General features: G+C 73.6%; 21 protein-coding genes and 1 pseudogene. 6 read left to right on the top strand and 16 right to left on the bottom strand.

All coding sequences use genetic code 11. From position 1 onward, the window contains the following. Positions 1 to 2: 2 nt before the first annotated feature. From QC283_RS12730 to QC283_RS12710, 5 genes are all read right to left on the bottom strand, one after another. Positions 3 to 266, bottom strand: coding sequence for an acyl carrier protein (locus QC283_RS12730; protein ID WP_279561576.1), 264 nt, complete (start codon positions 264 to 266; stop codon positions 3 to 5). A gap of 74 nt (positions 267 to 340) precedes the next feature. After that, positions 341 to 1,597, bottom strand: a complete 1,257-nt coding sequence (locus QC283_RS12725; protein ID WP_279561575.1) for a ketosynthase chain-length factor — start codon at positions 1,595 to 1,597, stop codon at positions 341 to 343. Beyond that, entirely contained in the window at positions 1,594 to 2,859 is a 1,266-nt protein-coding gene (locus tag QC283_RS12720; protein ID WP_279561574.1) for a beta-ketoacyl-[acyl-carrier-protein] synthase family protein, read from the bottom strand. Before QC283_RS12720 ends, QC283_RS12725 begins: the two co-directional genes overlap by 4 nt. Positions 2,860 to 2,869: 10 nt before the next feature. After that, the gene (locus QC283_RS12715) at positions 2,870 to 3,634 is read right to left on the bottom strand and encodes a thioesterase II family protein (protein ID WP_279561573.1); all 765 of its coding nucleotides are present in this window, start codon (positions 3,632 to 3,634) and stop codon (positions 2,870 to 2,872) included. Positions 3,635 to 3,786: 152 nt separating this feature from the next. Further along, entirely contained in the window at positions 3,787 to 4,608 is an 822-nt protein-coding gene (locus QC283_RS12710) for an AfsR/SARP family transcriptional regulator (protein WP_279561572.1), read from the bottom strand. 390 nt (positions 4,609 to 4,998) lie between these two features. Here QC283_RS12710 and QC283_RS12705 point away from each other — a divergent pair, with 390 nt between their 5' ends. From QC283_RS12705 to QC283_RS12690, 4 genes and pseudogenes are all read left to right on the top strand, one after another. Further along, positions 4,999 to 6,045 (top strand): AfsR/SARP family transcriptional regulator, encoded by a 1,047-nt coding sequence (locus QC283_RS12705; protein WP_279561571.1) that lies wholly within the window; start codon positions 4,999 to 5,001, stop codon positions 6,043 to 6,045. Between the two features lie 9 nt (positions 6,046 to 6,054). Beyond that, a pseudogene (locus QC283_RS12700) lies at positions 6,055 to 6,235 on the top strand (hypothetical protein). A gap of 296 nt (positions 6,236 to 6,531) precedes the next feature. Then, a complete protein-coding gene (ccrA, locus tag QC283_RS12695) occupies positions 6,532 to 7,884 on the top strand; it encodes a crotonyl-CoA carboxylase/reductase (protein ID WP_279561570.1) in 1,353 nt (450 codons plus the stop codon). After that, positions 7,881 to 9,629: a 3-hydroxyacyl-CoA dehydrogenase family protein gene (locus tag QC283_RS12690; RefSeq protein WP_279561569.1), complete on the top strand. Its 1,749-nt coding sequence runs from the start codon at positions 7,881 to 7,883 to the stop codon at positions 9,627 to 9,629. The genes ccrA and QC283_RS12690 overlap by 4 nt, the downstream gene beginning before the upstream one ends. 6 nt (positions 9,630 to 9,635) lie before the next feature. On the opposite strand, the gene QC283_RS12685 is transcribed toward QC283_RS12690, so the two are convergent. The 9 genes from QC283_RS12685 to QC283_RS12645 all read right to left on the bottom strand — a co-directional run bounded on the left by QC283_RS12685 (position 9,636) and on the right by QC283_RS12645 (position 19,837). Then, positions 9,636 to 11,927 (bottom strand): LuxR family transcriptional regulator, encoded by a 2,292-nt coding sequence (locus QC283_RS12685; RefSeq protein WP_279561568.1) that lies wholly within the window; start codon positions 11,925 to 11,927, stop codon positions 9,636 to 9,638. Positions 11,928 to 11,943: 16 nt separating this feature from the next. Next, positions 11,944 to 12,777, bottom strand: coding sequence for a 4'-phosphopantetheinyl transferase family protein (locus QC283_RS12680; RefSeq protein WP_279561567.1), 834 nt, complete (start codon positions 12,775 to 12,777; stop codon positions 11,944 to 11,946). Continuing rightward, positions 12,774 to 14,588, bottom strand: a complete 1,815-nt coding sequence (locus tag QC283_RS12675) for a beta-ketoacyl [acyl carrier protein] synthase domain-containing protein (protein ID WP_279561566.1) — start codon at positions 14,586 to 14,588, stop codon at positions 12,774 to 12,776. The genes QC283_RS12680 and QC283_RS12675 overlap by 4 nt, the downstream gene beginning before the upstream one ends. 15 nt (positions 14,589 to 14,603) lie before the next feature. Then, positions 14,604 to 15,395, bottom strand: coding sequence for an acyl carrier protein (locus QC283_RS12670; RefSeq protein ID WP_279561565.1), 792 nt, complete (start codon positions 15,393 to 15,395; stop codon positions 14,604 to 14,606). A 123-nt stretch (positions 15,396 to 15,518) separates the two neighbouring features. Continuing rightward, complete coding sequence (locus QC283_RS12665; protein WP_279561564.1) at positions 15,519 to 16,163, bottom strand: ScbR family autoregulator-binding transcription factor; 645 nt, start codon at positions 16,161 to 16,163, stop codon at positions 15,519 to 15,521. A 14-nt stretch (positions 16,164 to 16,177) separates the two neighbouring features. Beyond that, positions 16,178 to 17,008, bottom strand: coding sequence for an AfsR/SARP family transcriptional regulator (locus QC283_RS12660; RefSeq protein WP_279561563.1), 831 nt, complete (start codon positions 17,006 to 17,008; stop codon positions 16,178 to 16,180). A 232-nt stretch (positions 17,009 to 17,240) separates the two neighbouring features. Continuing rightward, a complete protein-coding gene (locus QC283_RS12655) occupies positions 17,241 to 17,846 on the bottom strand; it encodes a ScbR family autoregulator-binding transcription factor (protein ID WP_279561562.1) in 606 nt (201 codons plus the stop codon). Between the two features lie 81 nt (positions 17,847 to 17,927). Next, entirely contained in the window at positions 17,928 to 19,472 is a 1,545-nt protein-coding gene (locus QC283_RS12650; protein ID WP_279561561.1) for an acyl-CoA carboxylase subunit beta, read from the bottom strand. A 170-nt stretch (positions 19,473 to 19,642) separates the two neighbouring features. Then, a complete protein-coding gene (locus QC283_RS12645; protein WP_279561560.1) occupies positions 19,643 to 19,837 on the bottom strand; it encodes an acyl-CoA carboxylase subunit epsilon in 195 nt (64 codons plus the stop codon). Between the two features lie 358 nt (positions 19,838 to 20,195). On the opposite strand from QC283_RS12645, the gene QC283_RS12640 reads away from it, so the two are divergent. Further along, entirely contained in the window at positions 20,196 to 21,191 is a 996-nt protein-coding gene (locus QC283_RS12640) for a ScbA/BarX family gamma-butyrolactone biosynthesis protein (RefSeq protein WP_279561559.1), read from the top strand. A gap of 521 nt (positions 21,192 to 21,712) precedes the next feature. Here the strand turns inward: QC283_RS12640 and QC283_RS12635 are convergent. Continuing rightward, positions 21,713 to 22,360, bottom strand: coding sequence for a ScbR family autoregulator-binding transcription factor (locus tag QC283_RS12635; RefSeq protein WP_279561558.1), 648 nt, complete (start codon positions 22,358 to 22,360; stop codon positions 21,713 to 21,715). A gap of 355 nt (positions 22,361 to 22,715) precedes the next feature. Then, positions 22,716 to 23,435, bottom strand: a complete 720-nt coding sequence (locus QC283_RS12630; RefSeq protein ID WP_279561557.1) for an HAD family hydrolase — start codon at positions 23,433 to 23,435, stop codon at positions 22,716 to 22,718. Between the two features lie 565 nt (positions 23,436 to 24,000). Between QC283_RS12630 and QC283_RS12625 the strand changes: the two genes are divergently transcribed. After that, positions 24,001 to 25,434, top strand: a complete 1,434-nt coding sequence (locus tag QC283_RS12625; protein ID WP_279561556.1) for a DNA primase family protein — start codon at positions 24,001 to 24,003, stop codon at positions 25,432 to 25,434. The last annotated feature ends 62 nt before the right edge of the window (positions 25,435 to 25,496 follow it).

Here is a 25,496-nt window from a genome sequence, read left to right as displayed (position 1 = left end):
CTTCAGGCGGCGGTGCGCGCGGACAGGGCCTTGTTGACGAGGTCGAGGTACTGGCGCGGCGTCTCCGCCTCGTCCAGCGCCTCCTCGTCGAGCGTGACGTCGTGGTCGCGCTCGATGATGCCGGTGACCTGGAGCAGGGCGAGCGAGTCGTAGCCCAGGTCGAGGAACGGCGTGTCGAGGACGTCGCCGTTCAGGTCGATGCCTTCTCCCTCGCCGGCGCACGCGCGCAGCAGGGCGGTGAGTTCGGTGAGCTCCAGCCGGTCCACGATGTGCCTCTTCTTCCTTGGGTCCGTGGGTTGTCCGGGCGACGGGCGCCGTCGCCCGGCCCGGGGTGTCGTCGTCAGCCGGCGGCCCGTACGACCGTCGCGGCGTTGAAGCCGCCCCGGCCGCGGGCCAGGACCAGCGCGGTGCGCAGCCGGGCGGGGCGGGCCCGGCCGGTCACCAGGTCCACCGGGCAGTCGTCGGCGACGCGGTCCGTGCCGACGGTCGGCGGGATCACCTGGTCGCGCAGGGCGAGCAGGGCCGCCGCCAGGTCCACCGCCGAGCCGCCCGACAGCAGCCGCCCGGTCATCGACTTGGGCGCGGTGACGGGCACGCCGAACGGCCCGAACAGGGTGGTCAGCGCCTGCGCCTCGGCCCGGTCGGCGGCCCGTTCACCCGCCGCGTCGGCGAACACGACGTCCACCTCGGCAGCGGTGATTCCGGCGTCGGCCAGGGCGAGTTCGGCGGCGGCGAGCAGCCGGGGGCGGCCGGTGCCGGGGGCGGGGTCGAAGGTGGACGCGCAGCCCGCGACGAGGCCGAGGACGTCGGCACCCCGGGCGCGCGCGGCGTCGCCGTCCTCGACGACGAACAGCGCGCCGCCCTCACCCACGACGTGGCCGCGCGCCTCGGCGTCGAACGGCAGGTACGCCCGGCCGGGGTCCTCGGCGGTGCTCATGCCGCCGGCGGCCAGGTGGGCGGTCCAGCCCCAGGGGCACAGGGTGGAGTCGGCGCCGCCGGTCACCACGGCCTGGACGCCCCGGCGCAGCTGGCGGCGTGCCTGGGCGACGGCGTCGAGGCCGCCGGCCTGTTCGGACACGACCACGCCGCTGGGTCCGCGCAGTCCGTGCCGGATGGAGATCTGGCCGGAGTTGGCCGCGTAGAACCAGGCGAACGACTGGTAGGCGCCGACGTGCCGGCTGCCCCGGCTCCACAGGGCCTGGAGCTCCCGCTGGCCGAACTCGAACCCGCCGGCCGCGTTGGCGGTGACCACGCCGACGGCGTAGTCGGGCAGCCGGGCGGGGTCCAGCGCGGCCGTGTCGAGCGCCTCGGCGGCGGCGGCGAGCGCGAGCCGGGTGACGCGGTCGGTCTGCGGCAGCAGCCGTCCGGAGACGTGTTCCTCGTCGGCGAAGCCGCGGACCTCGCCGGCCAGCCGGGCGGGACAGCCGGAGGCGTCGAAGCGGGTGACGGGGCCGATGGCGTTGTGGCCGCGCAGCACGGAGTCCCACCAGGCCTCGGTGCCGACGCCGCCGGGCGCCACGACACCGACGCCGGTGACGGCGGCCGTCACGTCGCGGGCACCGATCAGCCCTCTCTCCTGTCCGGCGACGGCGGTCATGCGGCCACCTCCGGCCGGCCGCCGGTGAGGACCATCGCGCTCTGGAAGCCGCCGAAGCCGCTGCCGACGCTGAGCACGGTGTCGGTGCGCTGTTCCCGGGCGGTCAGCGGCGTGTAGTCGAGGTCGCAGTCCGGGTCGGGCTCGTGCAGGTTGGCGGTGGGCGGCACGGTGTCGTGCTTGATGGCCAGGGCGCAGGCGGCGATCTCCAGGGAGCCGATCGCGCCGAGCGAGTGGCCGATCATCGACTTGATGGAGCTGACCGGGACCTCGCGGGCGTGTTCGCCCAGAGCGCGTTTGAAGGCGGCGGTCTCGTGCTTGTCGTTCTGCTTGGTGCCGGAGCCGTGGGCGTTGACGTAGTCGACGTCCTCGGGGTTCACCCGTGCCTCCAGCAGCGCGATACGGATGGCCTCCGCCATCTCGGCGCCGTCCAGGCGCAGTCCGGTCATGTGGTAGGCGTTGGAGCGGCCGGCGAACCCGGCGATCTCGGCGTACACGGGCGCGCCGCGCCGCAGCGCGTGTCCGTACTCCTCGAGGACGAGCATGGCGCAGCCCTCGCCGAGGACGAAGCCGTTGCGGGTGCGGTCGAAGGGGCGCGAGGCGGTCGCGGGCTCGTCGTTGCGGGCCGAGGTGGCGCGGATGGCGTCGAAGGAGGCCAGGGTGATCGGGGTGATCGGCGCCTCGGAGGCGCCGGCGACCATCACGTCGGCGCTGCCCTCGCGGATGAGGCCGACGGCGTGGCCGAGCGCGTCCAGGCCCGACGTGCAGCCGGTGGAGACGACGGAGACCGGTCCCAGCGCGCCGGCGTCCCGGGCGACCTCGGCGGCCAGGGAGCTGGGCACCAGGTAGTCGCCGAGCCGTGCCTCGGCCCGGGTGTGGTCCAGTCGCCAGTCGGCGCCGTGCTCGCTGACGTACGCGTAGATCTCGTCCAGGCCGGTGCTGCAGCCGACGGCGCTGCCCAGCACGACGCCGGTGCGTTCCGCCGCCGCGGCGGTGTCCAGGCCGCTGTCGGCGACCGCCTCCCGGGCGGCGACCAGCCCGAACTGGGCGGCCCGGTCCAGGCGTCGGGCCTCCTCGGCGGTGAAGCCGTGCCGGGCGGGGTCGAAGTCGGCCTCGGCCGCGATCCGTGACCGGAACGCCGAGGCGTCGAAAAGGGTGATGGGCCGGGTGGCGGTGCGTCCGTCGGTCAGCAGCGACCAGAACGCGGCGGTGCCCACGCCACCGGGCGCGACCACCCCGATCCCGGTGATGGCGACTCGTCTCATCGGCTGTCCCTCACGCTCGTCCTTGGGTGGTCGACGGTGCGGGCCCCGCCGCCAGTCGGCGTACGACACGGCAGGTCCGCCCGAGCAGCCGGGGCAGTGGATGCCCCCGTACGAAGAAGTGGTCTCCCGGCAGGGTGCGGGTGACCACCCGTCCTGCCGTCCAGCGGTGCCAGCCGGCCATCGCCGAGGGCGGTGCCAGCGGGTCGTCCGCACCCGCGACGACCAGCAGCGGCACCCGGAAGGGGTGACCGGCCACCGGCTGCCGGGCGGCGCCGCGCAGGGCGTCGGCGAGGACCAGGTCGTCGCGCAGCACCGGCAGCACCTTGCGCTGCCACAGGCCGCCGGGGACCGCGTCCCTGGGGCCGGCGCCGACGGTGTCGAGCAGGTCCCGCAGGCGCTGCGGGGATTCCCGGCAGGCGTCGGAGAGCACGGAGGCGGCGTCGGGGGGCGGGCAGGCGCCCACGGCGAGCAGCGCCGGGGTGGGCAGGCCGGCCTCGTGCAGCGCCCGGGCGAGGGTGTAGGCGACCAGCGCGCCCAGGCTGTGGCCGTAGAGCACGTAGGGGCCGGCGGGTGAGCGGAAGCCGTCGAGCAGGTCGGCCAGCAGCGCGTCGCGTCCGGTCGCCCGGGGCTCGCGCCGCCGGCGGTCGCGGCCCGGCAGCAGATGGGGCACGGGCAGGGCGCCGTCCCCCAGGCCGGCGCTCCAGCCGTGGAAGACGGAGACCCCGGCGCCGGCGTGCGCGAAGCAGTGCAGCGGCACCGGCGGTGCGTCGGACATGAACCGTCCCTCCTTCGCGGGGTGCACTGGTCCGGGGACCTCGGCGGCCACGCCCGCCCAGCGGCCGCGGGCACCCGGGCCTGCCGGGCCTGTCAGGCCAGTCGGGCCAGTCGGGCCAGTCGGGCCTTTCAGGCCGGGGGGCGCGGTCGGCCTCAGGCGGCGTACAGGTTGAAGGTGGAGGTGCGGCGCGGTCCGCACACCACGTCGAGGGCCGGGTCGACGGTGAGCATCGCCTGGTGCAGCCGCTGAAGCTGCGGCGACGGCTCCACGCCCAGTTCCTCGATCAGCCGGCCGCGCAGCCGGCGGTAGACGTCCAGCGCCGTGGCCTGCCGTCCGGAGCGGTACAGCGCGACCATCGCCTGCGAGTGCAGCCCCTCGTGCTGCGGATGACGGGCGACCAGGTCGGTGAGCTCGGCGATGAGTTCGGCGTGCCGGCCGAGCCTGAGGTCGACGTCTATGCGCCGCTCGACGGTGCCCAGGCGGCTCTCCTCCAGCCGCATGACCTCGATCTCCAGGATCGGCCCCACCCGGACGTCGACCAGGGCAGGGCCCTGCCAGAGCGCCAGCGCGTCGCGGAGCAGGTCCGCGGCCTCTTCGTCCCTGGCCTCCTCGAAGGCGGCCTGGCCGGCCGTCACCAGTTGCTCGTAGCGGTGCACGTCGACGCTCTGAGGCGGGACCTGGAGCAGGTAGCCGCCGTGCCGGGTGGCGAGCACCTCCTTGGCCCGGCCGGGGGCGTCGGGCCCCATCGCGGTGCCGAGCCGGCGGCGCAGCTGGAGTATGTACGTCTGCATGGTCGTCATGGCGCTCTGCGGCATGTTCGTGCCCCAGATCTCCTCCATGAGCGTGGGCACGGGCATCACCCGGCCCGGATAGAAGGCGAGCAGGGCGAGGATCTGCCTCGGCTTGCCCGCGGTCGGAACGATCGAGACCCCGTTGACGTCGGCGCGCAACGGACCCAGAACCTGTATCTCCACGATTTCCTCCCCGTACCGGTCGGAATGGTCGAGGCCCCTCGGTGGCTCAAAGCCGTCGGCCGTGGAGCAAGCTAGCCCCGCCCGGGCCGTGTCCCCCGGTATCTCCAGTGGCGTTCGAGTGACTCTCCACAGGCCGACTTCCGCCCTGTCGAGGCCCTGCTCAAGAACGCTTGTACGACCACTGGAGCGGGGCTCGCGGACCCCGCCGGAGCCGTCGCGCGACGGCTACCGTCCGAAGAGCCCATCACTGTGCCCTCCGACCGCCACCAGACCGGATCATGTCCCTCCGGTTCCCGGGCCGGCCGGCCCGGCCACCACCGGCCCGCCGGCGCACCGGTCCACGGACCGGCCGTTTCGCCGGCCCGCCGACCGACCGACAAGGGAGCCCTCATGGAACGCCCACCGGACGGTGCCCCGCCGATCGCGCGGGGTGGAACGGCCACCGGCCACCGGCCACCGGCGCCCGAGGCCGGCGGGGAGAGGGAGTTCCGGCTGCTGGGACCGGTCGAGCTGCACGACGGCGCGACGGGCGCGGAGATCGTGCCCTCGGGTTCCAAGCAACGGGCCCTCCTGTCGGCGCTCGTCCTGCACGCCGACCGCCTCCTGTCCGTCGACCGGCTCACCGAGGAGCTCTGGGGCGACCGGCCGCCGACGAACGCCCCGAACGCCCTGCAGGCCCATGTGGCGCGGCTGCGCCGGCTGCTGCCCGAGACGGGTGAGGGCCAGGACGGTCACGAGTGGATCAGCACCCTGCCGACCGGTTACCTGCTGAGCCTGGGCCCCGCCACCACCGACGTCCAGCGCTTCCAACGGCTGTCCGCCCTGGGCCGGGCGGCGGTGTCGGCCGACCCGGGGTACGCGGTCCGGCTGCTGCGGCGCGCGCTGTCCCTGTGGCGCGGTCCCGCCCTCCAGGACAGCCGGCTCGGCCCCCTGTGCACGAGCGAGGCGGACCGGCTGGAGGAACACCGGCTGACGGCGCTGGAGTCGCTGTACGAGGCGAGCCTGTGCTGCGCCCAGCACGGCCAGATCACCGGGGAACTGGAGAAGCTGACCATCGACCACCCGCTGCGCGAGCGGTTCTACGACCTGCTGATGGTCGCCCTGTACCGCAGTGGCCGCCAGGCCGAGGCCCTCGGGGTCTACGAGCGGGCCCGCCGGCGGCTGGTGGAGGCGCTCGGCATCGAGCCGGGGCCGGCGCTGCGGGCCCGGATGGAGGCGGTCCTCAACCACGCCCCCGACCTGTCCGCACCGCCCCACCTGCTCCCCGGGGGCGGGCCCACGACCCTGTCGGAGGCGCTGGAGCTGGGCGGGGAGATCGCCCGCCTGCAACGGCGCATCGACGAACTGAGCCGCTCCCAGGAGGCCCTCGTACGCCGCTACGACACGATGGTCGCGCGACTCGCCGGCGGCCCGTCACCCCAGAAGGTCGCCCCCTGACTCCACGGCATGGGAGCCGACCTGGTGATCGGGGCGAACACCATCGTGGAAGTCACCCACTCCCGCACCGACATGGCTCGCACTCGCCGAGGTCGCCCTGCGCCAGCCGAAACCGGTCACCGTCCCGACCTCCGACAGCGACGACATGGCCGGGCTCTGCGGCGACCACGTACGCGTCATCCCTCTCTGACGCACCGGCCTACCCGGCGCACGCACCGCGGCAGGGGGTAGATCAGAGGCCCCTCGGCACGCGCGTCCTGGCGGATTACGAGTGACAACTCGCCCTCAGTGAGGGGCACTTCGCTCCCTCGATCCGAACGACCAGCATGCGCGCCGGCGGGACCCCAGGCCGCCCCTGACCTCCCCCCTGAACCGGGCCCGGCGGAAAACCGGGGGTGGACTGGGGTGTCGGGGGACCGCCCCGGTGTTCCACGCTGCTGTCCGACGTGCCGTTGCGCAGCCGTGGCGAGAGGACCGGGAACTCACGTGGACGAGATCATCAATGCCGTTGCCCGCGGTGACGCCTCGTCGGAGGACTTCGGCGGGCTGCGGCTGCCGGAGTCGTACCGGGGCGCCGTCGTGCGCCGCGAGGACGTGGCGATGTTCGAGGGCATGACCTCCAAGGACAAGGACCCCCGCAAGTCGCTGCACGTCCAGCGGGTGCCGGTGCCGCTGCCGGGCCCCGGCGAGGCGCTGGTCGCGGTGATGGCGTCGTCGGTGAACTACAACACCGTCTGGTCGTCGATCTTCGAGCCGCTGCCGACGTTCGGCTTCCTGGAGCGCTACGCCCGGCTGTCGCCGCACACCGCCCGCCACGACCTGCCGTACCACGTTCTCGGCTCGGACCTGGCCGGGGTGGTGCTGCGCACCGGACCGGGAGTGAACCGGTGGCGGCCGGGCGACCGGGTGGTGGCGCACTGCCTGTCGGTGGAGCTGGAGTCGGCCGACGGGCACGACGACACGATGCTCGACCCCGAGCAGCGCATCTGGGGCTTCGAGACGAACTTCGGCGGACTGGCGGAGCTCGCCCTGGTCAAGTCCAACCAGCTGATGCCCAAGCCCGCCCACCTGACGTGGGAGGAGGCCGCGGCGCCGGGGCTGGTCAACTCCACCGCGTACCGCCAGCTGGTGTCCCGCAACGGCGCCCAGATGAAGCAGGGCGACAACGTGCTCATCTGGGGCGCGAGCGGCGGACTCGGCTCCTACGCCACGCAGTTGGCGCTGGCCGGCGGCGCCAACCCGGTCTGCGTCGTCTCCAGCGAGCAGAAGGCGGACATCTGCCGGGCGATGGGCGCCCAGGCGGTCATCGACCGCAGCGCCGAGGACTACCGGTTCTGGAAGGACGAGCACACCCAGGATCCGAAGGAGTGGAAGCGGTTCGGCAAGCGCATCCGCGAGCTGACCGGCGGCGAGGACGTGGACATCGTCTTCGAGCACCCGGGCCGCGAGACCTTCGGCGCCTCCGTCTACGTCACCCGCAAGGGCGGCACGATCGTCACCTGCGCCTCGACCTCCGGCTTCCGGCACGAGTACGACAACCGCTACCTGTGGATGTCGCTGAAGCGGATCGTGGGCTCCCACTTCGCCAACTACCGCGAGGCGTGGGAGGCCAACCGGCTCGTCGCCAAGGGCAGGATCCACCCGACGCTGTCCAAGGTGTACCCGCTGGAGGAGACCGGCCAGGCGGCGTACGACGTCCACCGCAACCTCCACCAGGGCAAGGTCGGCGTGCTGTGCCTGGCGCCCGAGGAGGGCCTCGGTGTCACCGACCACGACCTGCGCGCCCGGCACATCGGCGCCATCAACCGCTTCCGCGAAGGGCAGGCTCCGACCCCATGACCCAGCAGACCCCGCACACCCCCACCGCACCGATCGGCGTCGTCGGCCTCGGCTCCGTGGGTGAGGCGCTGTTGCTCCTGCTGCGCGCGGCGGGCCACCCCGTCGTCGGTGTGGACACCGACCTCGACGCGCTCGCCCGGGTCGGCACCCGTGCGAAGGCCTCGCCCGCCCCCGAAGGGACACCCGATCCGGTTCTCACGGACGACCTGACGCGGCTCGACGGCGTCCGCCTGGCCGTCGAGGCCGTCCCCGAGGACCGGGCCGTCAAGACCGGGGTGCTGCGCCGCGTCGCCGAGGTCTGCCCGCCCGGCACCCCGCTGCTGACCACCACGGCGGCCCTGTCCGTGGCCCGGCTGGGCATCGCCTGCGGGCGCCCCGCCGACCTCGCCGGGCTGCGCCTGTTCACCCCGCCCGCCCCGGGCGGCCCCGCCGAGCCGGTGCCGACGTGTCTGACCTCGGCGCAGGCCACCTCCGCGGTGCGCGAGCTGGTGGCCTCGGCGGGACTGACCGAGGTCGAGGTCGGCGCGGGACCCGCCGCCGACGCGGGCGCCCTGGTCCTCGGACTGCTGAACCGCGCGGTCGTCCTGTGCTCCGAGGGCTACGCCTCCCACGAGGACGTCGACACCGCGATGCGTCTGGGCTGCGGCCTGCCGGCGGGACCGCTGGAGACGCTGGACCGGATCGGACTCGACACCGCGCACGCGGCCCTGACGGACCTGTGGCGACGCACGGGCGACACCGCCTTCGAACCGGCGGCGCTGCTCAGCCGGATGGTCGCGGCCGGGCGTCTGGGCCGCAAGAGCGGCGGCGGCTTCTACACCTACGACGAGACCGGCGCCCTCGTCCGCGAGCGGGGCGACGTGCCGGACGAGACCGGCGCCCGGCCGGTACGCCGGGTCGGCGTCCTCGGATCGGGTGCCATGGCCCGGGGCATCGCCGAGGTCACCGCCCTCGCCGGTCACCCCACCGTCCTGGTGGCCCGGAGCGCGGCGAAGGCGGACGCCGCGCTGGAGTCCGTCGCCGGCTCGCTCACCCGGGCAGTACGCCGCGGCAAGGTCGCCCCGGCCGCGAGGGAGGCGGCCCTGGACCGGCTCGTCACCGCCACCGGGTCCGACGCGTTCGCCGACTGCGACCTGGTGATCGAGGCGGTCGCCGAGGACCCGGACGTCAAGCGGGCGATGTTCGCGGCGCTGGGCGAGGCCTGCGCTCCCGGCACCGTGTTGACGACCACGACGTCCAGCCTGTCCGTGGCCGCCTGCGCCGAGGCGTCCGGCCGGCCCGCCGACGTCGTCGGCCTGCACTTCTTCAACCCGGCGCCGGTGATGCGGCTGGTCGAGCTGGCGCACGCGCCCGGCACGGACCCCGGCGCGCTCGCCACCGCCCGCGCCTTCTGCCGCGGGCTGGGCAAGACCGTGGTGGAGTGCCCCGACCGCACCGGCTTCATCGTCAACAGCCTGCTCTTCCCCTACCTGGGAGCGGCCCTGGCGCTGCTGGACCGTCCCGGCGCGGACGACCGCGTCGTCGAGCGCACCGACGCCGCCGTGGAGCGCGGGTTCGGTTACCCCATGGGCCCGTTCGCGCTGCTGGACACCATCGGCCTGGACGTCTCCCTCGCCATCCAGCACCGGCTGTTCGACCACTTCGAGACGCCGGAGCACGAGCCCTCCGACGCCCTCGCCGATCTCGTGTCGGCCGGCTTGCTGGGCCGCAAGAACCAACGGGGTCTGCGCACCGCCGCCCGCTGAGCGGTTTCAGGGAGCGGTGCCGGCCGTCCCGGCGGGGTGGACACCGGGCAACCGCGCCAGGTCGCCCCGCGAGGTCACGCGCAGCTTGCGGTAGACGTGCGTCAGGTGCTGCTCGACGGTGCTGGGCGTGACGTACAGCCGGGCGGCGATGGCCCGGTTGGTGCAGCCGGCCGCGGCGAGCATCGCCACGCGCCGCTCGGCCCGGGTGAGTACGCCGGCCGGGTCGCCGTCCGGGGTGTCGCCCAGGCGGCGCAGCGCCTCGTCGGCGGGGGTCCGCCAGTCCGGTCCGTCCCGCGCCGGCTCACCCCAGTCGGCCAGCAGGTCGCGGCAGGCGTGGAAGTCGGCGAGCGCGGTCCGCGCCCGTCCGGCGGCCAGCAGATGACCGCCCCTGGCCAGCAGGTAGTGCAGCCCGGCCCGGGTACGGAACAGGGTGTCCGGCACCGGTACGCGCAGCAGCCGGGCCGCCTCCTCGTGCTCCTGCCGTGCGGTCGCCGCCCGCACGGCCGCCGCCAGCGGCATGCCCACGGCCACTCCCCAGGCCGCGGGCGACATCAGGGCCAGCGCCCGTGCCGCGTGCGCCGCGCCGGTGTCGTACGAGCCCGTGCGGACGTGCAGCACGGCGGCCGCGGCCGCCGCGACGGCCTGCCGGGCCGCGGTGGTGCCGGCCGGCTGCGCACCGGCGGTCAGTTCGCACCACCGCGCGGCCCGCTCCGTCTCACCGGCGTACAACAGGGCGACGAGCAGGGCGGGTACGGAGGGCGGTGGCGCGAGGGCGTGGACGACCGACTCCAGCACCCGTTCCACGGCGTCGGGTTCGGGTGCCGCGCTCCGCAGGCCCGCACCCGGGCACAGGTGGCCGAGCGCGGTCCTCACTTCCCGGGCCCGCGGCCCGTCCCCGGCGTCGGCCGCGCCCCGGGCCACCGTCTCGTACCGGCCGTGCCACAGCAGCAGGGCCGCCGCCTCGGCCCACCGCCCGTCGTCCGGGCGGCGTCCGGCGAGGTCCCGCTCCAGGGCGGGCAGATGGCGGATGACGGACGCCGGATCGCTCTCCCACTCGGCCCGGGCGAGCGCGGTCAGCATGCCGTCGGGGCGCCGCCCGCCGTCGTGCAGGCGGTGGGCGGTGCGCAGGAACTCGGCGGCGCGGCGCGCCTGCCCGGCCGGCATCGCGTGCCGTGCCGCCTCCGCCAGCACCGGCACGGCCCATGCCGGGGTGTCGCCGGCGCCGCCGTCGGCGGTCCGGGCGGCTTCGGCGGCGACGAGGTGGCCGGCCACGACGGGCGGTTCGGCGCCGCGGTCGTAGAGCACGCGGGCCGCGCGGGCGTGCAGCCGGGCGCTCTCCTCGGCGGTCAGCGACTCCAGTACGGCGGCGGTCACCCCCTGATGGCGCAGGCGGCCCGCGTCGAGCAGTCCGGTCGCCTCGAGCGCGGCCAGCCGCGGGACCACGGCCCGTTCGGGCACGCCCAGGAACCGGGCGAGCAGCGTCAGGGTCCCCTGGTCCGCGAGCACGGCCAGGGCCTTGGCGGTCTGTGTCACGGGGGTTTCCGCGCCGCGCAGGCAGCCGACGACGGCACGCCGGAAGGCGGTGCCGGCTACGGGCCGGGCCGGACGCACCGGTCCGCAGTCCCGGTGGTCCGCCAGCAGCCCGTGCAGCAGCCGCGGGTTGCCGCCCGTGAAGCGGTGCCAGTCGGCGGCCGGCCGCCGGGCCGCCGCCGCGTCGACGGCGCCCGCCGGGTCCGCGCGCAGGAACTCGGCGACCTCGTCCTCGGACAGGGTGCGCAGGGGCACGGGCACGCAGCGCGGGTGCCGCAGCACCTCGGCCAGTGGCAGCGAGGGCGCCGTCCGAGGCCGTCCGGCCAGCACCAGCAGGACGCCGGTGGCGGCCAGTCGCCCGCACAGGTAGAGCAGGCAGCGGGCGGACGGCTCGTCCGTGTGGTGGACGTCGTCCACGGTCACGACCAGGGGCCGCCGGGCGCCGAGCGCGCGCAGCGCCTCGTACAGCGCCTCGGGCCGGCTCGCGTACCCGTCGCCGGCTCCGCCGGGCGCGGGGCCCGTCCCGGCGGTGCCGCTGAGGAGTTGGCCCACCACGCCGAGCGGCAGGTCCGACTCGGCCTCGGTCGCGCACGCGCTCAGCACCGTGGCGCCGGCGCCGGCGGCCCGGTCGGCGAAGGCGCGCAGCACCGCGCTCTTGCCGGTGCCCGGGCTGCCGGTGATCACGGCGGCGCTCCCCCGTTGCTGCCGGGCGTCCGTCAGCAGACCGTCCAGCAGCCGTAGTCGGTCCTCGCGCCCGATCAGCTCCACAGCCGTCCCCTCGCGTTCATCCCGTCGCCGGCACCGGCTCGGGCAGGGTCACCAGTCGCGGGGCGGACCGGCCCCAGGGAAAGCCGTGGTGGAGCTGGAGGACGGGCGGCGCGTCGGAGTCGGCGAGGACGGCGACCGCGACCAGCACGTCGGGCACCGGCTCCAGTTCGACGAACCGCCACCGCCGCTCGGTGTCGTTCTCGGGCGGCTGGAAGCCGAGGACGCCCCGGTCCTCGGCCAGCGTGAAGGAGAACGCGTCGAAGGGCAGGCCCAGACCCAGCCCGCGCGCCTTGGAGTACGCCTCCTTCAGCGTCCACAGCCGCAGCAGCCGCCGGTCGCGGGGGCGGCCGGGGGCGGCCCGCGTCACCCAGTCCCGCTCCCGTGCGGCGAACGTCTCCAGGATCGTGTCGAAGCCCTGGTCGCCGCGGTCGAGCCGTTCCACGTCCACGCCGATACGGTGGCGCCGCACCACACCGAGCAGGTTGTGACCGCCCGCGTGCGAGAGGTTGAAGTCCAGCTCGCGGCCGCCGCGCGGCAGCCCGTCCGGCGGCTTCTGCAGGAACGGCCGTCCGCGCGAGGACCGCCAGATGACGGCCTCGGCCTCCGGCAGCCCGCTCTCCAGGGCGAGTACGCGCCGCACGAGGGAGTGCGCCACCAGGTACTGGCGCCGGTCGCGTTCGAAGAGGAACCGGCCGGCGATCTCCTGCTCGTGTTCGTCCAGCCAGTGCCGGGCCAGGATGGCCGCGATGCCCGGAGCCAGTTCGTCGTTGGGGCAGAACCACAGTTTCACGGGCTCTGGCCGGTCCCGGTGGGCCGGGGCTGTGCCGGCCGCGAGGACTTCGGTCTTCATCCGTTCGGCTCCGGTTCTTCCGGGGCGCCGTCCGCGCCCAGCCACAGCGGCCGGCGCAGCCGGACGGACGGTGGCGGCGGCTCGGCGGGTGCCGTCCACGGCGACGCGGCCTCCAGTGCGGCCCAGTCGACGTCGACGCCGTTCAGCCAGAGCCGGGCCAGGTGTGCGGTACGTCCGGCGCGCCACAGGGCGGCGAGGTAGTCGCGGGTCTCCGGCAGGTCGTTGAGGCCCAGTCGGTCGCCTCCGCCGTCGCGCAGATCGGCCGTGCGGGCCTGGTCACCGACGTCCCCGGTGTCCGCGAAGTGCCGCAGCACGGTGACGAGCCCGGGTACGTCCGACGCGGGCAGGGCGATCCGGCACGGCATGGCGGCGCGCCCCACGCGCAGGGCACGCGCCACACCCGCGGGCGGGGGCCCGGCCGCCGGGTGGCCGGCGTCCGCGGTCCCGGACAGCCAGTCGGCCAGCCGGCGGGCGGTGGCGGCGAGATGTGCGGGGGTCGGAGCGGACAGCAGGAGCGGCCCCCCGCCCCCGTCGGGGCCCGCCGCGCCGGGCATCGTCCCCGGGTACTCCTCGACCACGGCCCGCGCCACGGCGCCGCCGTCGGCCACGATCTCGACCGTGGCGGTACGCGGCACCTCCCGTCCCGTCTCGTCGCACGACCGCGGCCACGGGACCTGCGTGGTCTCACCGTCGCCGGGCACGAGCACCCCGTGCCGCACCTGCAGCACGGCGGCGGTCAGGGCCGCGATCCCGGTGGCCGCGCCGGCCGATCCGATCCGCCGTGAGGTCGTCTCGCGGCTCTCGTGCGCCCCGGTCGTCCGGTGGGGTGCGGCGGCGCCGGGCCGGCCGCTGCGCCGGACGGTGCGGCCGACGGCGGTGTCGCGGACGACGGCGTGCACGTGGTCCCCGTCCGCCAGCGCGCGGCGCAACGGCTTGAGCACCACGGCACCGACGCCCTCGCCCGCCCCATCCCTGACACGTGAGGGGTGCAGCAGCAGTTCGACGCCTCCCACGACGGCTGCCGCGCACTCGTCGCGGCGCAGCGCGCCGACGGCGACGTGGAGGGCCGTGAGGGCGGAGCACTCGGCGGTGTCGACGGCCTGTGCGGGACCGGTCAGCTCCAGCGACGCGGCCAGCCGGCCGGGCAGGCCCCAGTGGCCCGCCGAGGGTGTCGTCCGTCCGTCGGCGGCCCAGGCCGCCGCCGCCAGGAGTGCGTAGTCGTGGCTGCTCGCTCCGACGAACACGCCCAGGGCGCGTGCCTGTCCGCCCGCGGCGGTCAGGGCGTCCAGCCGGGAGCCGGTGTACCCCGCGCCCTCCAGCGCCTCCCAGGCGACCTCCAGGAAGAGCCGCTCCTGCGGGTCCGTCAGGGCGGCCTCGGCGGGTGTGACGCCGAAGAACTCGGGGTCGAACTCGGCCACGGCGTCGAGGAAGTGTCCGCGCCGGCCGGGTGCCGACGGGGTGAGGCCGGGCCGGGTGACGGGCACGGCCGAGGACGTGTCCCGGCCCGTCCGCAGGTTCTCCCAGTAGGCGTGCAGATCGGGGGCGAGGGGATAGCGGCCGGCGATGCCGACGACGGCGTAGCGGTCGTCCGGGGCGGGGCCGTCACGGGGCGGCGCGGCACCCGGCGCGGCGTACGGATCGGCGGGCGGGGCCACGGCGTCCGTACGGGCACGCGGGAGCGCGGTGTCCGGCCGGGCCGGCGGGGGCGGGGCGTCGGTCACGGCCTGCCGCGCTCCGGTCAGCAGGCGGGCGGCGTCGTCCCGGCCGAGGGCTCCGGCCTTGAACCGGGTGAGGATCTCGCGTTCGTCCATCGGGCACCGGTCCGTTCAGGCCCGCCGGGGCAGCAGGGCGAGGGCGTCGTCCACGGAGATCCGGTCGTCGCGCACGGCGTCGAGGAGGTCCGCGAGGTCCGGGATCCCGCCCGGGCCCGGCCCGGGGTCGGTGACGGAGGTGATGTGCGCGGCCATCGCCGCGAGGTTCGGGTGGTCGTACAGCGAGACGGCGCGCTCCCGCGTGCCGTAGATCTCGTTGATCGTCGCCACGAACTGCGCGCCGAGGATGGAGTCGATGCCCAGGATGTTGAAGGCGGCCGTGGTGCTGACCTCCCAGGGGTCGCAGCACAGGATGCGGGCGAGTTCCTCGCGCAGCACCTCCAGCACCGCCTCCCGCGCCGAGGCGTCGGTCGGGGCCGGTTCGGGCGCGGACGTCCTCTGCCGTCCGGGTTCCGGCGCCGCCGGTGTCGTGGGCCCCGGCGCCGGCCGGTGGGCCGGTGCCGGGGGCTGGGCGAGCCGAGCGCCGGGGTGGGCCGGCGTCCCGGCCCGGGCGTGGCCGAAGGCTCCCCGTTCACGGGTCACGTGCCGGGCGAAGGCCAGCGGGGTGGGCTGGTCGAACAGCGCGTCGGGTTTGACGGCGGTGCCGTAGCGCGCGTTGACGGTGGCGACGAACTCGACGGTGAGCAGCGAGTCGAGTCCCAGCGACCGGAAGGTCTGTTCCGGGTCGATCTTCTCGGACTTGAGGTGCAGGACGGCGGCGAGGATGCCGACGAGTTCGGTCAGCAGGTCGTCGGGGGGCGGCTCGAAGGCCGTGGGCGGACGTGTCCGGCTGCTGTCATAGGACATGGTCTGACTCCTGGGGTTCCGTTCCGGAGGGCCGGTGACGGACGGGTCGATGGTGGGTCCGGCACGCGCGGGAGACGGGCGGGGAGGCGGCGGCCGCGGTCAGGGCACCTCGGCGGGCCACGGTCAGGCCACCTCGGCGGGCCGTGGGCACAGGCTCGTGGAATGGATGTCGTAGCGCCCCACGTGCTCGGCGGGGACCAGGGCGGGCAGCAGGAACTCCCACAACGCCGCGACCCCGGGTCCGGGGCCGTCGGGGTCCTCCCCGGGGCCGGACAGCACCGCCAGTCCGCACACGGCCGCGGACAGCGCGGTCTCGGGTCCCTGAGCGCCGAGGTGTTCGCGCAGTTCCCCGGCCTCGCGGGCGCGGGAGACCAGCCGCAGCACTTCGGTGGTCCACGCCTGGCGGATGTCGGCGACCGGGGGCTGCCGTCCGGTGCACTCGTCGGTGATGCGGAGGCCGGCCCGGACCACGGGGTCCTCGCGCAGCACCCGCGTCAGCCAGTGCGACGTGTCGATGAGGCTCTGTACGGCCGGCACTCCGGCCTCGCGCTGCCGGTGCGCGAAGTCGCGCAGCACTGCGTGCGCCTGTTCCTGCACGGCGTCGACCAACCGGTCCTTGGAGGCGAAGTGGAAGTACAGGGCTCCCTTGGTGACGCCCGCCGCGTCCGCGATCTGTTCGAGTGAGGCGCTGGCGTAGCCGTTTTGGTCGAACATCCGCGCCCCGGCGCGGACCAGCCTGCGTCGCGTCCTCTCCGACCTGGCCTGCATAACCGCTCCCCCGCCTACCCGACCCGGCTGAGCCGCTCGCCACCGGCTGCCGCGCCGACCGGCACGGACTCGGGGCCCGACATGAGGATCGAGCGCTGCATGCGGCGCAGGCCCGCGGACGGTTCGAGGCCGAGTTCCCGGACCAGCGCGTTGCGCAGTCGCTGGTAGACCTCGAGTGCCTCGCTGCGCCGGCCGGAACGGTGCAGGGCGAGCATGAGCTGGCCGTGCAGGTTCTCGTGGGTGCGGTAGCGGCTGACGAGCACGGTGAGTTCGCCCAGCAGTTCGCGGTGGCGTCCCAGCCGCAGGTCGGCCTCGAAGCGCTGGTCCAGCGCGCACAGCCGGGTCTCCTCCAGCCGCCTGGTCTCGATCTCCAGCTGGGGCCCGGTCTGCACGTCGGCCAGCGCGCCCCCGGTCCACAGCCCCAGGGCGTCGCGCAGATGGCGGGCCGCGCCCGCGAAGTCGTCGGCGTCCATGGCCCGGTAGCCGAGACCGGCCAGCCGCTCGAACTCGCGGACGTCACTGGTGCCGTCCGACGTGTTGAGCAGGTACCCGCCGGGCAGGGTGACGAGCACGTCCTTGGCGGTGCGTCCCGCGGCGTTCTCGGGATCGTGCCGGAGGGCGGCCGAGATCAGTTCCCGGATCTGGAGCACGTACGTCTGGAGCGTGGTGCGCGCGCTGCGCGGCGGACGTTCGCCCCACAGTTCGTCTATCAGTGTCCGGACAGGCACCACCTGGTCCGCCTGGAGGGCGAGCAGCGCGAGCACCTGACGCGGTTTCGGCGCCGTCGGGGTGACCGAGATGCCGTTCTCCCTGACGCCGAGCGCCCCCAGAACGTCGATGTCCATGCCGTCTCCCCTAGTCCCTGCATGAGTCGTCCTGACACAGCCGCTTTCTGGCATGACCCCACTAAAAAACAGGACGGATGGTTTGTCAATACCAAACCAACCGCGCTGTTTAATTCTACGGATCACGCTTGAGTGCCACTCGGCTCGTAGATGATCTTCATAAACCCGGACATTCTTAGCGACTCTGCGGTCTCTTTTTAGGCTGGTTAACAGCCTGTTCGAGCCCGCTTCACTACCCTCTGCCTGCGATGACCAGGGCGTGGCGCTCCGTCAGGCGGGGCAGCAGCAGCTTCCAGAAGCCTTCGACCCGCTCCTCGGCCAGCCATGCCTTGTCCTCGCCGCCGAGTACCTCGAAGCCCACCGTGGCGGCCACGACGGCGGTCACGGCGTCGGCGGCACGGACGCCCGGGGCGAGCCAGCCGTCCCGCTCGGCACGCCCGACCGTCTCCTCGACCCAGAGCTGCCACTCCCGCCGGAGCGAGGCGCCCGCACCGCGGCCGGGGTCGTCACCGAGCTCGAAGCCGGCCCGTACGACGGCGTCGTCGGCGATGCGGCTCACCAGGCCGTACGTCGCGTCCACCAGAGCGGGCAGCGCGCCCGCGTCCCGGTCCAGCGCCTCCTGGAGGATCCGGCGCAGCATCGCCAGGGCTTCCTCCTCGACGGCCCGCGCCAGCGCCCTCTTGTTCTCGAAGTGGAAGTGCAGGGCGCCGTTGCTGACCCCTGCCGATCTGCTGATCGTCGACAGCGAAGCCGCCGCGAACCCTTCCTGCGCGAAGAGTTCGGCCCCGGCGCGGATCAGCGCCTGGCGAGTACGGAGCGCCCGCTCCTGCTTGACCATCAATCGTCTCCTGGCTGGGGCCCTGGTTCCACGGCACGCAGGGCACCCCGTGCCGCCTTGCCGCGCCTGTCGTTCGTCCGTTCACTGCGGGGGGTTGCCGTGCTTGCGGGAGGGTGGATCGGCGTGCTTGGTGTGGAGCATCGCCAGGGACTTGATGAGCACCTCGCGGGTCTCGGCGGGGTCGATGACGTCGTCGACCAGGCCGCGTTCGGCCGCGTAGTAGGGGTGCATCAGTTCGGCCTTGTACTCCTTGACCATGCGGGCCCGCATGGCCTCGGGGTCCTCGGCGTCGGCGATCTGCCGGCGGAAGATGACGTTGGCGGCACCCTCGGCACCCATCACGGCGATCTCGTTGGTCGGCCAGGCGTAGGTGAGGTCGGCGCCGATGGACTGGGAGTCCATGACGATGTAGGCGCCGCCATAGGCCTTGCGCAGGATGAGCGAGACGCGGGGGACGGTGGCGTTGCAGTAGGCGTACAGCAGTTTGGCGCCGTGGCGGATGATGCCGCCGTGTTCCTGGTCGACGCCGGGCAGGAAGCCGGGTACGTCCAGGAGGGTGATGATCGGGATGTTGAAGGCGTCGCACATCTGGACGAAGCGGGCGGCCTTCTCGCTGGCCTCGATGTCCAGGACGCCGGCCAGGGCCTGGGGCTGGTTGGCGACGATGCCGACGACCCGGCCGTCCAGGCGGGCCAGCGCGCAGATGATGTTGCGCGCCCAGCGTTCGTGAATCTCCAGGTACTCGCCGTCGTCGACGAGTTCCTCGATGACCTCGGTCATGTCGTACGGGCGCCTGCCGTCGGCGGGGACCAGGTCGAGGAGGGTGTCGCCGCGGCGGTCCGCGGGGTCGCCGCACTCGTGGCGGGGCGGGTTCTCCCGGTTGTTCTGCGGGAGGAGGGAGAGCAGGTAGCGGACTTCGGCGAGGCAGGTCTCCTCGTCGTCGTAGGCGAAGTGGCACACACCGCTGGTCTCGGCGTGGACGTCGGCACCGCCCAGGCCGTTCTGGGTGATCTCCTCGCCGGTGACGGCCTTGACCACGTCGGGTCCGGTGATGAACATCTGCGAGGTGTCGCGGACCATGAACACGAAGTCGGTCAGGGCGGGGCTGTAGGCGGCGCCGCCCGCGCACGGGCCGAGCATCACGCTGATCTGCGGGATGACGCCGGACGCTTTGGTGTTGCGCTGGAAGATGCCGCCGTAGCCGGCGAGCGCGGAGACGCCCTCCTGGATACGGGCGCCCGCACCGTCGTTGAGGGAGACCAGCGGGGCACCGGCCGCGATGGCCATGTCCATGATCTTGTGGATCTTCGTGGCGTGGGCCTCGCCCAGCGCACCGCCGAAGATCCGGAAGTCGTGCGCGTAGACGAAGACCGTACGGCCCTCCACCGTGCCCCACCCGGTGATCACACCGTCGGTGTACGGCTTCTTCGCCTCCAGGCCGAACCCGGTCGCCCGGTGCCGGCGCAACTGCTCGACCTCACGGAAGGAGCCCGGGTCCAGGAGCAGTTCGATCCGCTCCCGAGCCGTCAGCTTGCCCTTGGCGTGCTGCGCCGCCGTCGCCTTCTCGCTCGGGCCGGCCAGTGCCTGCGCACGGACCCCGTCCAGCTCGGCCACTCGCCCGCGCATGCCGTTCCTCGTCGCCTCAACCGGCCCGGGGGCAGTCGTCGTCGCCATCTGTGGTCCCTTCCTGGGACAAGGCCGAAGACCCGCCCGGCCCATACAGGCTCATCCTAACAAACCGTCTTAGCGGTTTAGCTGCGGGAAGCAGGCCCGCACCACCCCTGAGCCGGACACCCTCAGCGCCAACCAAAGGGCGGCGCGAGGCCCTGCCGCGCCGTCCGCCAACCGGGGGAAGTCGCCGGAGGATTGGTGCGTTCTCCCTGGCCAGCCCGCTCCAACAGGACGAACAGCGCCGTCAGGAGAGCGGCGATCTCCTCTTCGTCGGCCTCTCCGCGCTCCACCCGCAGCAAGGCCCTTCCCTCGCGCTCCACGAGCCGCCCCCCTTTCGGCCGAGGACGCGAAACACGATGCCTCAGGGCGCTGGAGGCCCACTCCAGAGTCCCTGGAGGGCACCCTTGCCGGTTTCTGGAGCACGTCCCGCTGGCCGGAAACAGACCCTGTATGTCCGCACAACTCCTCGGCATGCGGGCGAGGATCGCGATAAAACCGCAGTTCAGAGCGATGTTTTCGAGCGGCGAGGGGCAAGGAGGCAACCGGGCGGAGCAGGCCGTTCCGCTCAGCCTTGCTGCCGGAATGACTCCTACCGCTAGAAAGTAAACCGGATGGTATGTATCTTCGCTGACGTTCAGGCCGTGACTTCCACGTCTACGCGGTTCAGGGGGACCAACCATGTCTGCCAGCACGTTTCGCATCGAGCGCCCGACGTCCGTCGCTCAGCCTCACGGAGATCACTCCACAGAGCCGCTCTGCATCGTGGTGCCGCGCTTTCCGGCGTCGTTCACGACCACCGTCCCCAAGGAGTTCGTCCACCGAGCCAGCGTCGCCGAGGTGATGCTCACCGACTGGGAGCGCGTGGACGACACCCACTTCACCCTGGCCGCCCAACTGCCCCGCATGCACGGCTTCTTCTCCGCCCTCGACGGCTGCCACGACCCGCTGCTCCTGGCTGAAACGATCCGTCAGGCGGGGATCCTGCTGGCACACGCGGAGTTCGGAGTCCCCCTGGACCAGCAGTTCCTGATGTGGGACCTGGCGGTCGACCTCGAGCCCGGACACCTGCTCGTCCAGGGCACGCCCGCCGCCCTGGACATCAGGGTCACCTGCACGGACGTCAAGCGCCGGGGGGCGAACCTGGCGGGGATGCACTACACGGTCGTGATCCGCCGTGACGGCGAGGTGGCCGCCACCGGAGGCGCCACCTTCACCTGCACCTCGCCTGCCGTGTACCGGCGCATACGCTCCGCCCGGGTCGGCGACGGCGTGCCCGCGCCGATTCCGCTGACGAGCCCCACGGCGCCGCAGACCGTCGGCCGCCTGTCGCCCACGGACGTCGTCCTGTCCCCCACCACGGAACCGGACCGCTGGCAGCTGAGGGTGGACACCCACCACCCCGTGCTCTTCGACCACCCCGTCGACCACGTGCCGGGCATGGTGCTGCTGGAGGCCGCTCGCCAGGCCGCGGTCGCGTTCCTGGGCCGGGCCTGCCTCCCGACCGGCATCACCAGCGAGTTCACCCGCTACGTGGAACTGGACGCTCCGTGCGTGATCGAGGTGGTCCGGCTGCCTTCGGAGGCGGACGGCGAGGAGCGCGTGCTCGTGACCGCCCGCCAGGACGGCACGACCGTCTTCACCTCCGCGGTGACCGTCGCCTCGGACGACTCCTGAGCCCAGCCGCTCACCGACGCCGGCCGGCCGGCACATGGCCCAGCGCGTGAAGGGGCCTGTGCGGTCGGCTGCCGCGTCAACTCGGCGCGGGGACGCTCCGGCGCCGCCGGGCAGTTGTGGGGCCGCTGTTCGTTCTGCCCCGGGAGCGCTGTCTCCTCCGGCGTGTGCGGGGCGGGTGACGCGGGGATCGCCCACCGGGTGCGTCGTCACTCTCGCCCGGCGTCGCCGTCGCGTCCGAACCGCCTTCAGCGGCTCGGACGCTCACGGGTGCGGGACGTGGCGGTGCGGCCACGGCTCGTCGGCGGGCCACAGCAGCGGCCCGCCGATCGAACTGTGGTGCGATGATGGATCCCCGGGCGGGGTGCGACCGGGTCGCCCCGCGGGTCGGCGGAGCCGGTCGAGGGCAGACCGCGGTGCGCCGGCCGGCCGCGGCGGGATGGCACAAACACGAACCGCCGGGCCATGAGCCTTCGCCTGCTGACGAACCGCCGGACCTCGAGCCTTCGCCTGCTGACGGACCGTCAGGCCGAGGCGGAAGCCAGCCCCCTGATCTCCTGGACCACACGGGCCCCTCGGTCCGGAGCGACGTCCAGGCGCATCAGGACGGCGGGCGAGGCGACGGAGGGCATCAGATGCTGGAGCAGAACCGACACCCGGCGCTCGACGTCCTCCAGCTCGCTCTCGAGCTGTGAGTAGAGCTGGACCCCGTGGAACGCGCTGACCACCATCTCGGCGACCTCACGCGGCACCACGTGCGACAGGGTCTCGCCACGCTGGTGGGCCTGGGTCATGATGCCGGTCATCACGTCGACCCACAGCGGCCAGGCGCTTCCGTAGTGGTTGCGGCCGACGGGGTCCGACGAGAGCCGCGCGCCGGCCCGCAGGACGGGCTCGTGCAGCATCCGGTGCGCCACCGTCATGGCGATGTCCACCAGTTCCTGGAGCTTGATGTCCTGTTCGGGCAGCCGCAGGTCGGCCTGTATCTCCAGAACGCCCTGGGCGAGCGCTTCCTTGGAGTCGAAGTGGAAGTAGAGCGCCCCCTTGGTGACGCCTGCGGTCTTGAGGATGTCCGCGACCGTCGCCGCGGTGTAGCCGTGCTCCGCGAAGACCGTCGCGGCAGCCTCCAGCACGGCACGACGGGTCTGGACCGCTCGTTCTTGCTGGGCCACTGGATGTTCCCTCCGCTCAACCGCACTCCGCTGCCGGGCTGGACCAGCGAAGAAAAAACCGTCTAGGAGGTACCTTACAGCGTCATCCAAGCCCGATTGAAGGGCTGCGGGCGGTTCCTCCCTTATTCCCTCACAGGCGGTCGCGGTCCGCCCCCTTCGACCGTGAGGCCCGAACACCGCTGGTGACAAGGAGGCGAGGGGTCACCGGAGCGGCGATACCCCGCCCCGTCCGGCGGAAACGGCACGGCGGACGAAGAAGTCCGGAGCAGTGGTTTCCGCTTCGTTTTCCAGCCACTTCCGCGCAGTCAGGACATCCTCTTCGTGGCTCGTCGCGTCCAGGACGCCCTCTTCGCGGTCAGGCCATCACGGAGACGCGCGCCCCGGTGCGCGAAACCGCCCGGGGCCGCGCCCGCCCGCCGGCCGCCTCGGCCTCGACGGTGCCGAGCAGCCGCTCGTCTATCCCGTCGAGGGAGGCGACGATGTGCCGCACCCCGGCCTCGCGCATGAACCTCCGCTGGAAGCTGTGCTCGAAGGCGCTCGGGTGCCCGATGAACGCGGCCCCGAGGTCCTGGGCGACCTCGGCCACGCGCGCCACGTCGTCGATGAAGAGCGCCCGGTCGCAGCCGAGCCCGAAGACGTCCTCGGCGATCTCCCGTACGCCGGGCCGGAACGTGTCGGTGCACACATAGCCGGGACCGTCGAAGTACCCGGCGAACGGCGCCAGATGACGGTCGAAGTGGGCTCGCCCGAGGCCCCCGTAGCAGACCAGTGAGGCGCCGGTGGAACGCAGCCGTTCCAGCAGCCGGCCCGCGCCCTCCTGGAGCCGCACCGGATGCGTCCTGAGGTACTCCTCACGCTCCTCGAAGTACTCCGCGACGACCTCCGCGGCCGTACCCGGCACGCCCAGCGCCTCCGCGGCCCGCAGCTGGGTCTGGGACAGCACCGCCCGCTCGATCTCGGCGGTGTAGGCACCTCCCCGGCGGACCACGAAGCGGTGGATGACCGGACTGAAGGTGTCGTTCAGCAGCACACCGTCGATGTTCACCGCGATCAGACGAACCTGCCGGAAGGGCATGCGAACCGCCTAGTGTGTCGAGCTCGCACGGTGATCGCGTGCGGAGACTGAGGGATGACGTACGGCGACAATAAACCGGGCCGCCGGTTTTTTCAACGAGCTATCCTGACCCCACCGCCACCAGCCGTACGGCCGCTGACAGGAAACGGGGAAGCCGATGGGCGCGCTCGAGGACAGAACGGCTCCGGCCGCCGGAGCGGATCGAGACCCGATCCGGACCACGGCCCGCTCGGGACGGGACTTCGGCCGGGCCGGTGAGCACCGGCTCAGGGGCGGCTCCGGCACTACTTGCGAATAAAACCGGAGGGTACGTATCTTATTTGTCGCGGACCTGTCGCCCGACGGGTACGTGATCGCTGCGGGGGGAGCAGTGCATGTCCTGGGTCATCTCGGCCTTGGCCTTCACCGGGGCGGGTCCGGCGCTCGCGTGGCGGGATCAGCGACCGAAGCGACCTGACTTCCGGCACGTGACGGCGCGTGGGCCCCGCGCTCGGCGCCACTTATGGGAAGCCGAGTCGCTTCGGTCGCTGCCCGCCGTGACCGGGGCACTCGGGTGCGGGCGCGCATGAGCGGCATACCGGTCACCGCTCCCGGGTCGGCCCCGGCGCGGGGACTGCTCCCCGACAGCCTGACCGACCGCGGCTCCGCCGAGTTGTTCGTGAGGCTGTACGCCGGCAGCTACCGGCACGTCCCCGGCCTGGGCTGGTACCGCTGGTCGGGCACCCATTGGCAGCCCGACGAGGACGACACGGTGCTGTGGGCGGCCGGCGACCTCGCGGAGTGCCTCTCCCTGTCAGATCCCCGTGGCCGGTACTCCGACGACGCACTGCGCCGGCACCGGTGCCGGACCCTGTCGACCACCGGCATCAACGCCATGCTCGCCCAGGCCGGATCGGCCCCGGGCATGGTGCTCAACGCGGCGCGCCTGGACTGCGACCCGTACGCGCTGTGCACCCCGGACGGCATCGTCGACCTGCGCACCGGCGCCCTGCGCGCCCCCGACCCCGAGGCGGACCTCCACTCCCGCTGCACCTCTCTCGCACCGCGGCCGATGGCGACGCCGCGCTGGGACGGGTTCCTCGCCGACACCTTCGGCGACGACGACGCCGGCGCCGAGACGATCGGCTTCCTCCAGCTGCTGCTCGGTTACTCGGTCACCGGTGACGTGGGCGCTCAGGTGCTGCCCTTCCTGTTCGGTCCCGGCAAGAACGGCAAGTCGGTGCTCCTCGACGTCCTGCTCAAGCTCCTCGGGGACTACGCGGACGCCGCTCCCCCGGGGTTCTTGATGGCGCGTCCCTACGCGGGGCATCCCGCGGATCTCGCGGAGCTGCACGGGCGCCGGGTGATCGTGTGCGGCGAGGTCCGGCCCGGTGACAAGTTCGACGAGGCCCGCGTCAAGCTGCTGACCGGCGGTGACCGGATCAAGGCCCGCCGGATGCGGCAGGACTTCTTCAGCTTCGCGCCGACGCACAAGCTCTGGCTGCTGGGCAACCACCGCCCGGAGGTCGACACCGGCGGCTTCGCCTTCTGGCGCCGCATGCGCCTGATCCCCTTCGAACGCGTCGTCCCCGACGACAGGAGGATCGACAACCTCGCCGACGTCCTGGTGGGCGAGGAGGGCCCCGGAATCCTCGACTGGCTGATCGTGGGTGCCCGGCGCTACCTGGGCGGCGAGAAGGACCTCACCGGCCCGGGGCGGGTACGGGTCGCCACCGCCGCGTACGCGGAGACCGAGGACCACACCGGACGCTTCGTCTCGGAGGCGTGCGCCCTCGACCCCGCGCTGCGGGCCGAGCAGACCCGGCTCCACGCGGCGTACCGCGCCTGGTGCCGGGCGGAGGGCGTCCACCCGGTCTCGTCGCGCGCGCTGGCCGCGAGGATCCGCGAGACCGTGGGCCTGGCGTCGCCCAAGGCGATGGTTCTCTCCCAGCAGCGCAAGTACTACCCGGGCATCGGGCTGCTCGCCGCGGGGGAGGCACGACTCCGCTCGTGTCTCTAGGGCCTCTCGTCCGGGTCGTGCCGGGCTCGCGAGGCCTGGCGCCGGGGTGAGACGGTCGTTCC

Origin of the sequence: Streptomyces sp. DH41 (genome assembly GCF_029813785.1) — a bacterium.
Classification (GTDB): Bacteria; Actinomycetota; Actinomycetes; order Streptomycetales; family Streptomycetaceae; genus Streptomyces.
The sequence above is the reverse complement of the archived record's forward strand: the minus strand, read 5'-3'. Positions and strand labels throughout refer to the sequence as shown.

What these genes read in the sequence shown, in the direction of transcription:
- QC283_RS12725 (WP_279561575.1), bottom strand. Translation starts at nt 1,597, where the DNA reads ATGACCGCCGTCGCCGGACAGGAGAGAGGGCTGATCGGTGCCCGCGAC.
- QC283_RS12720 (WP_279561574.1), bottom strand. Translation starts at nt 2,859, where the DNA reads ATGAGACGAGTCGCCATCACCGGGATCGGGGTGGTCGCGCCCGGTGGC.
- QC283_RS12715 (WP_279561573.1), bottom strand. Translation starts at nt 3,634, where the DNA reads ATGTCCGACGCACCGCCGGTGCCGCTGCACTGCTTCGCGCACGCCGGC.
- QC283_RS12705 (WP_279561571.1), top strand. Translation starts at nt 4,999, where the DNA reads ATGGAACGCCCACCGGACGGTGCCCCGCCGATCGCGCGGGGTGGAACG.
- QC283_RS12690 (WP_279561569.1), top strand. Translation starts at nt 7,881, where the DNA reads ATGACCCAGCAGACCCCGCACACCCCCACCGCACCGATCGGCGTCGTC.
- QC283_RS12680 (WP_279561567.1), bottom strand. Translation starts at nt 12,777, where the DNA reads ATGAAGACCGAAGTCCTCGCGGCCGGCACAGCCCCGGCCCACCGGGAC.
- QC283_RS12675 (WP_279561566.1), bottom strand. Translation starts at nt 14,588, where the DNA reads ATGGACGAACGCGAGATCCTCACCCGGTTCAAGGCCGGAGCCCTCGGC.
- QC283_RS12670 (WP_279561565.1), bottom strand. Translation starts at nt 15,395, where the DNA reads ATGTCCTATGACAGCAGCCGGACACGTCCGCCCACGGCCTTCGAGCCG.
- QC283_RS12665 (WP_279561564.1), bottom strand. Translation starts at nt 16,163, where the DNA reads ATGCAGGCCAGGTCGGAGAGGACGCGACGCAGGCTGGTCCGCGCCGGG.
- QC283_RS12660 (WP_279561563.1), bottom strand. Translation starts at nt 17,008, where the DNA reads ATGGACATCGACGTTCTGGGGGCGCTCGGCGTCAGGGAGAACGGCATC.
- QC283_RS12655 (WP_279561562.1), bottom strand. Translation starts at nt 17,846, where the DNA reads ATGGTCAAGCAGGAGCGGGCGCTCCGTACTCGCCAGGCGCTGATCCGC.
- QC283_RS12650 (WP_279561561.1), bottom strand. Translation starts at nt 19,472, where the DNA reads ATGCGCGGGCGAGTGGCCGAGCTGGACGGGGTCCGTGCGCAGGCACTG.
- QC283_RS12640 (WP_279561559.1), top strand. Translation starts at nt 20,196, where the DNA reads ATGTCTGCCAGCACGTTTCGCATCGAGCGCCCGACGTCCGTCGCTCAG.
- QC283_RS12630 (WP_279561557.1), bottom strand. Translation starts at nt 23,435, where the DNA reads ATGCCCTTCCGGCAGGTTCGTCTGATCGCGGTGAACATCGACGGTGTG.
- QC283_RS12625 (WP_279561556.1), top strand. Translation starts at nt 24,001, where the DNA reads ATGAGCGGCATACCGGTCACCGCTCCCGGGTCGGCCCCGGCGCGGGGA.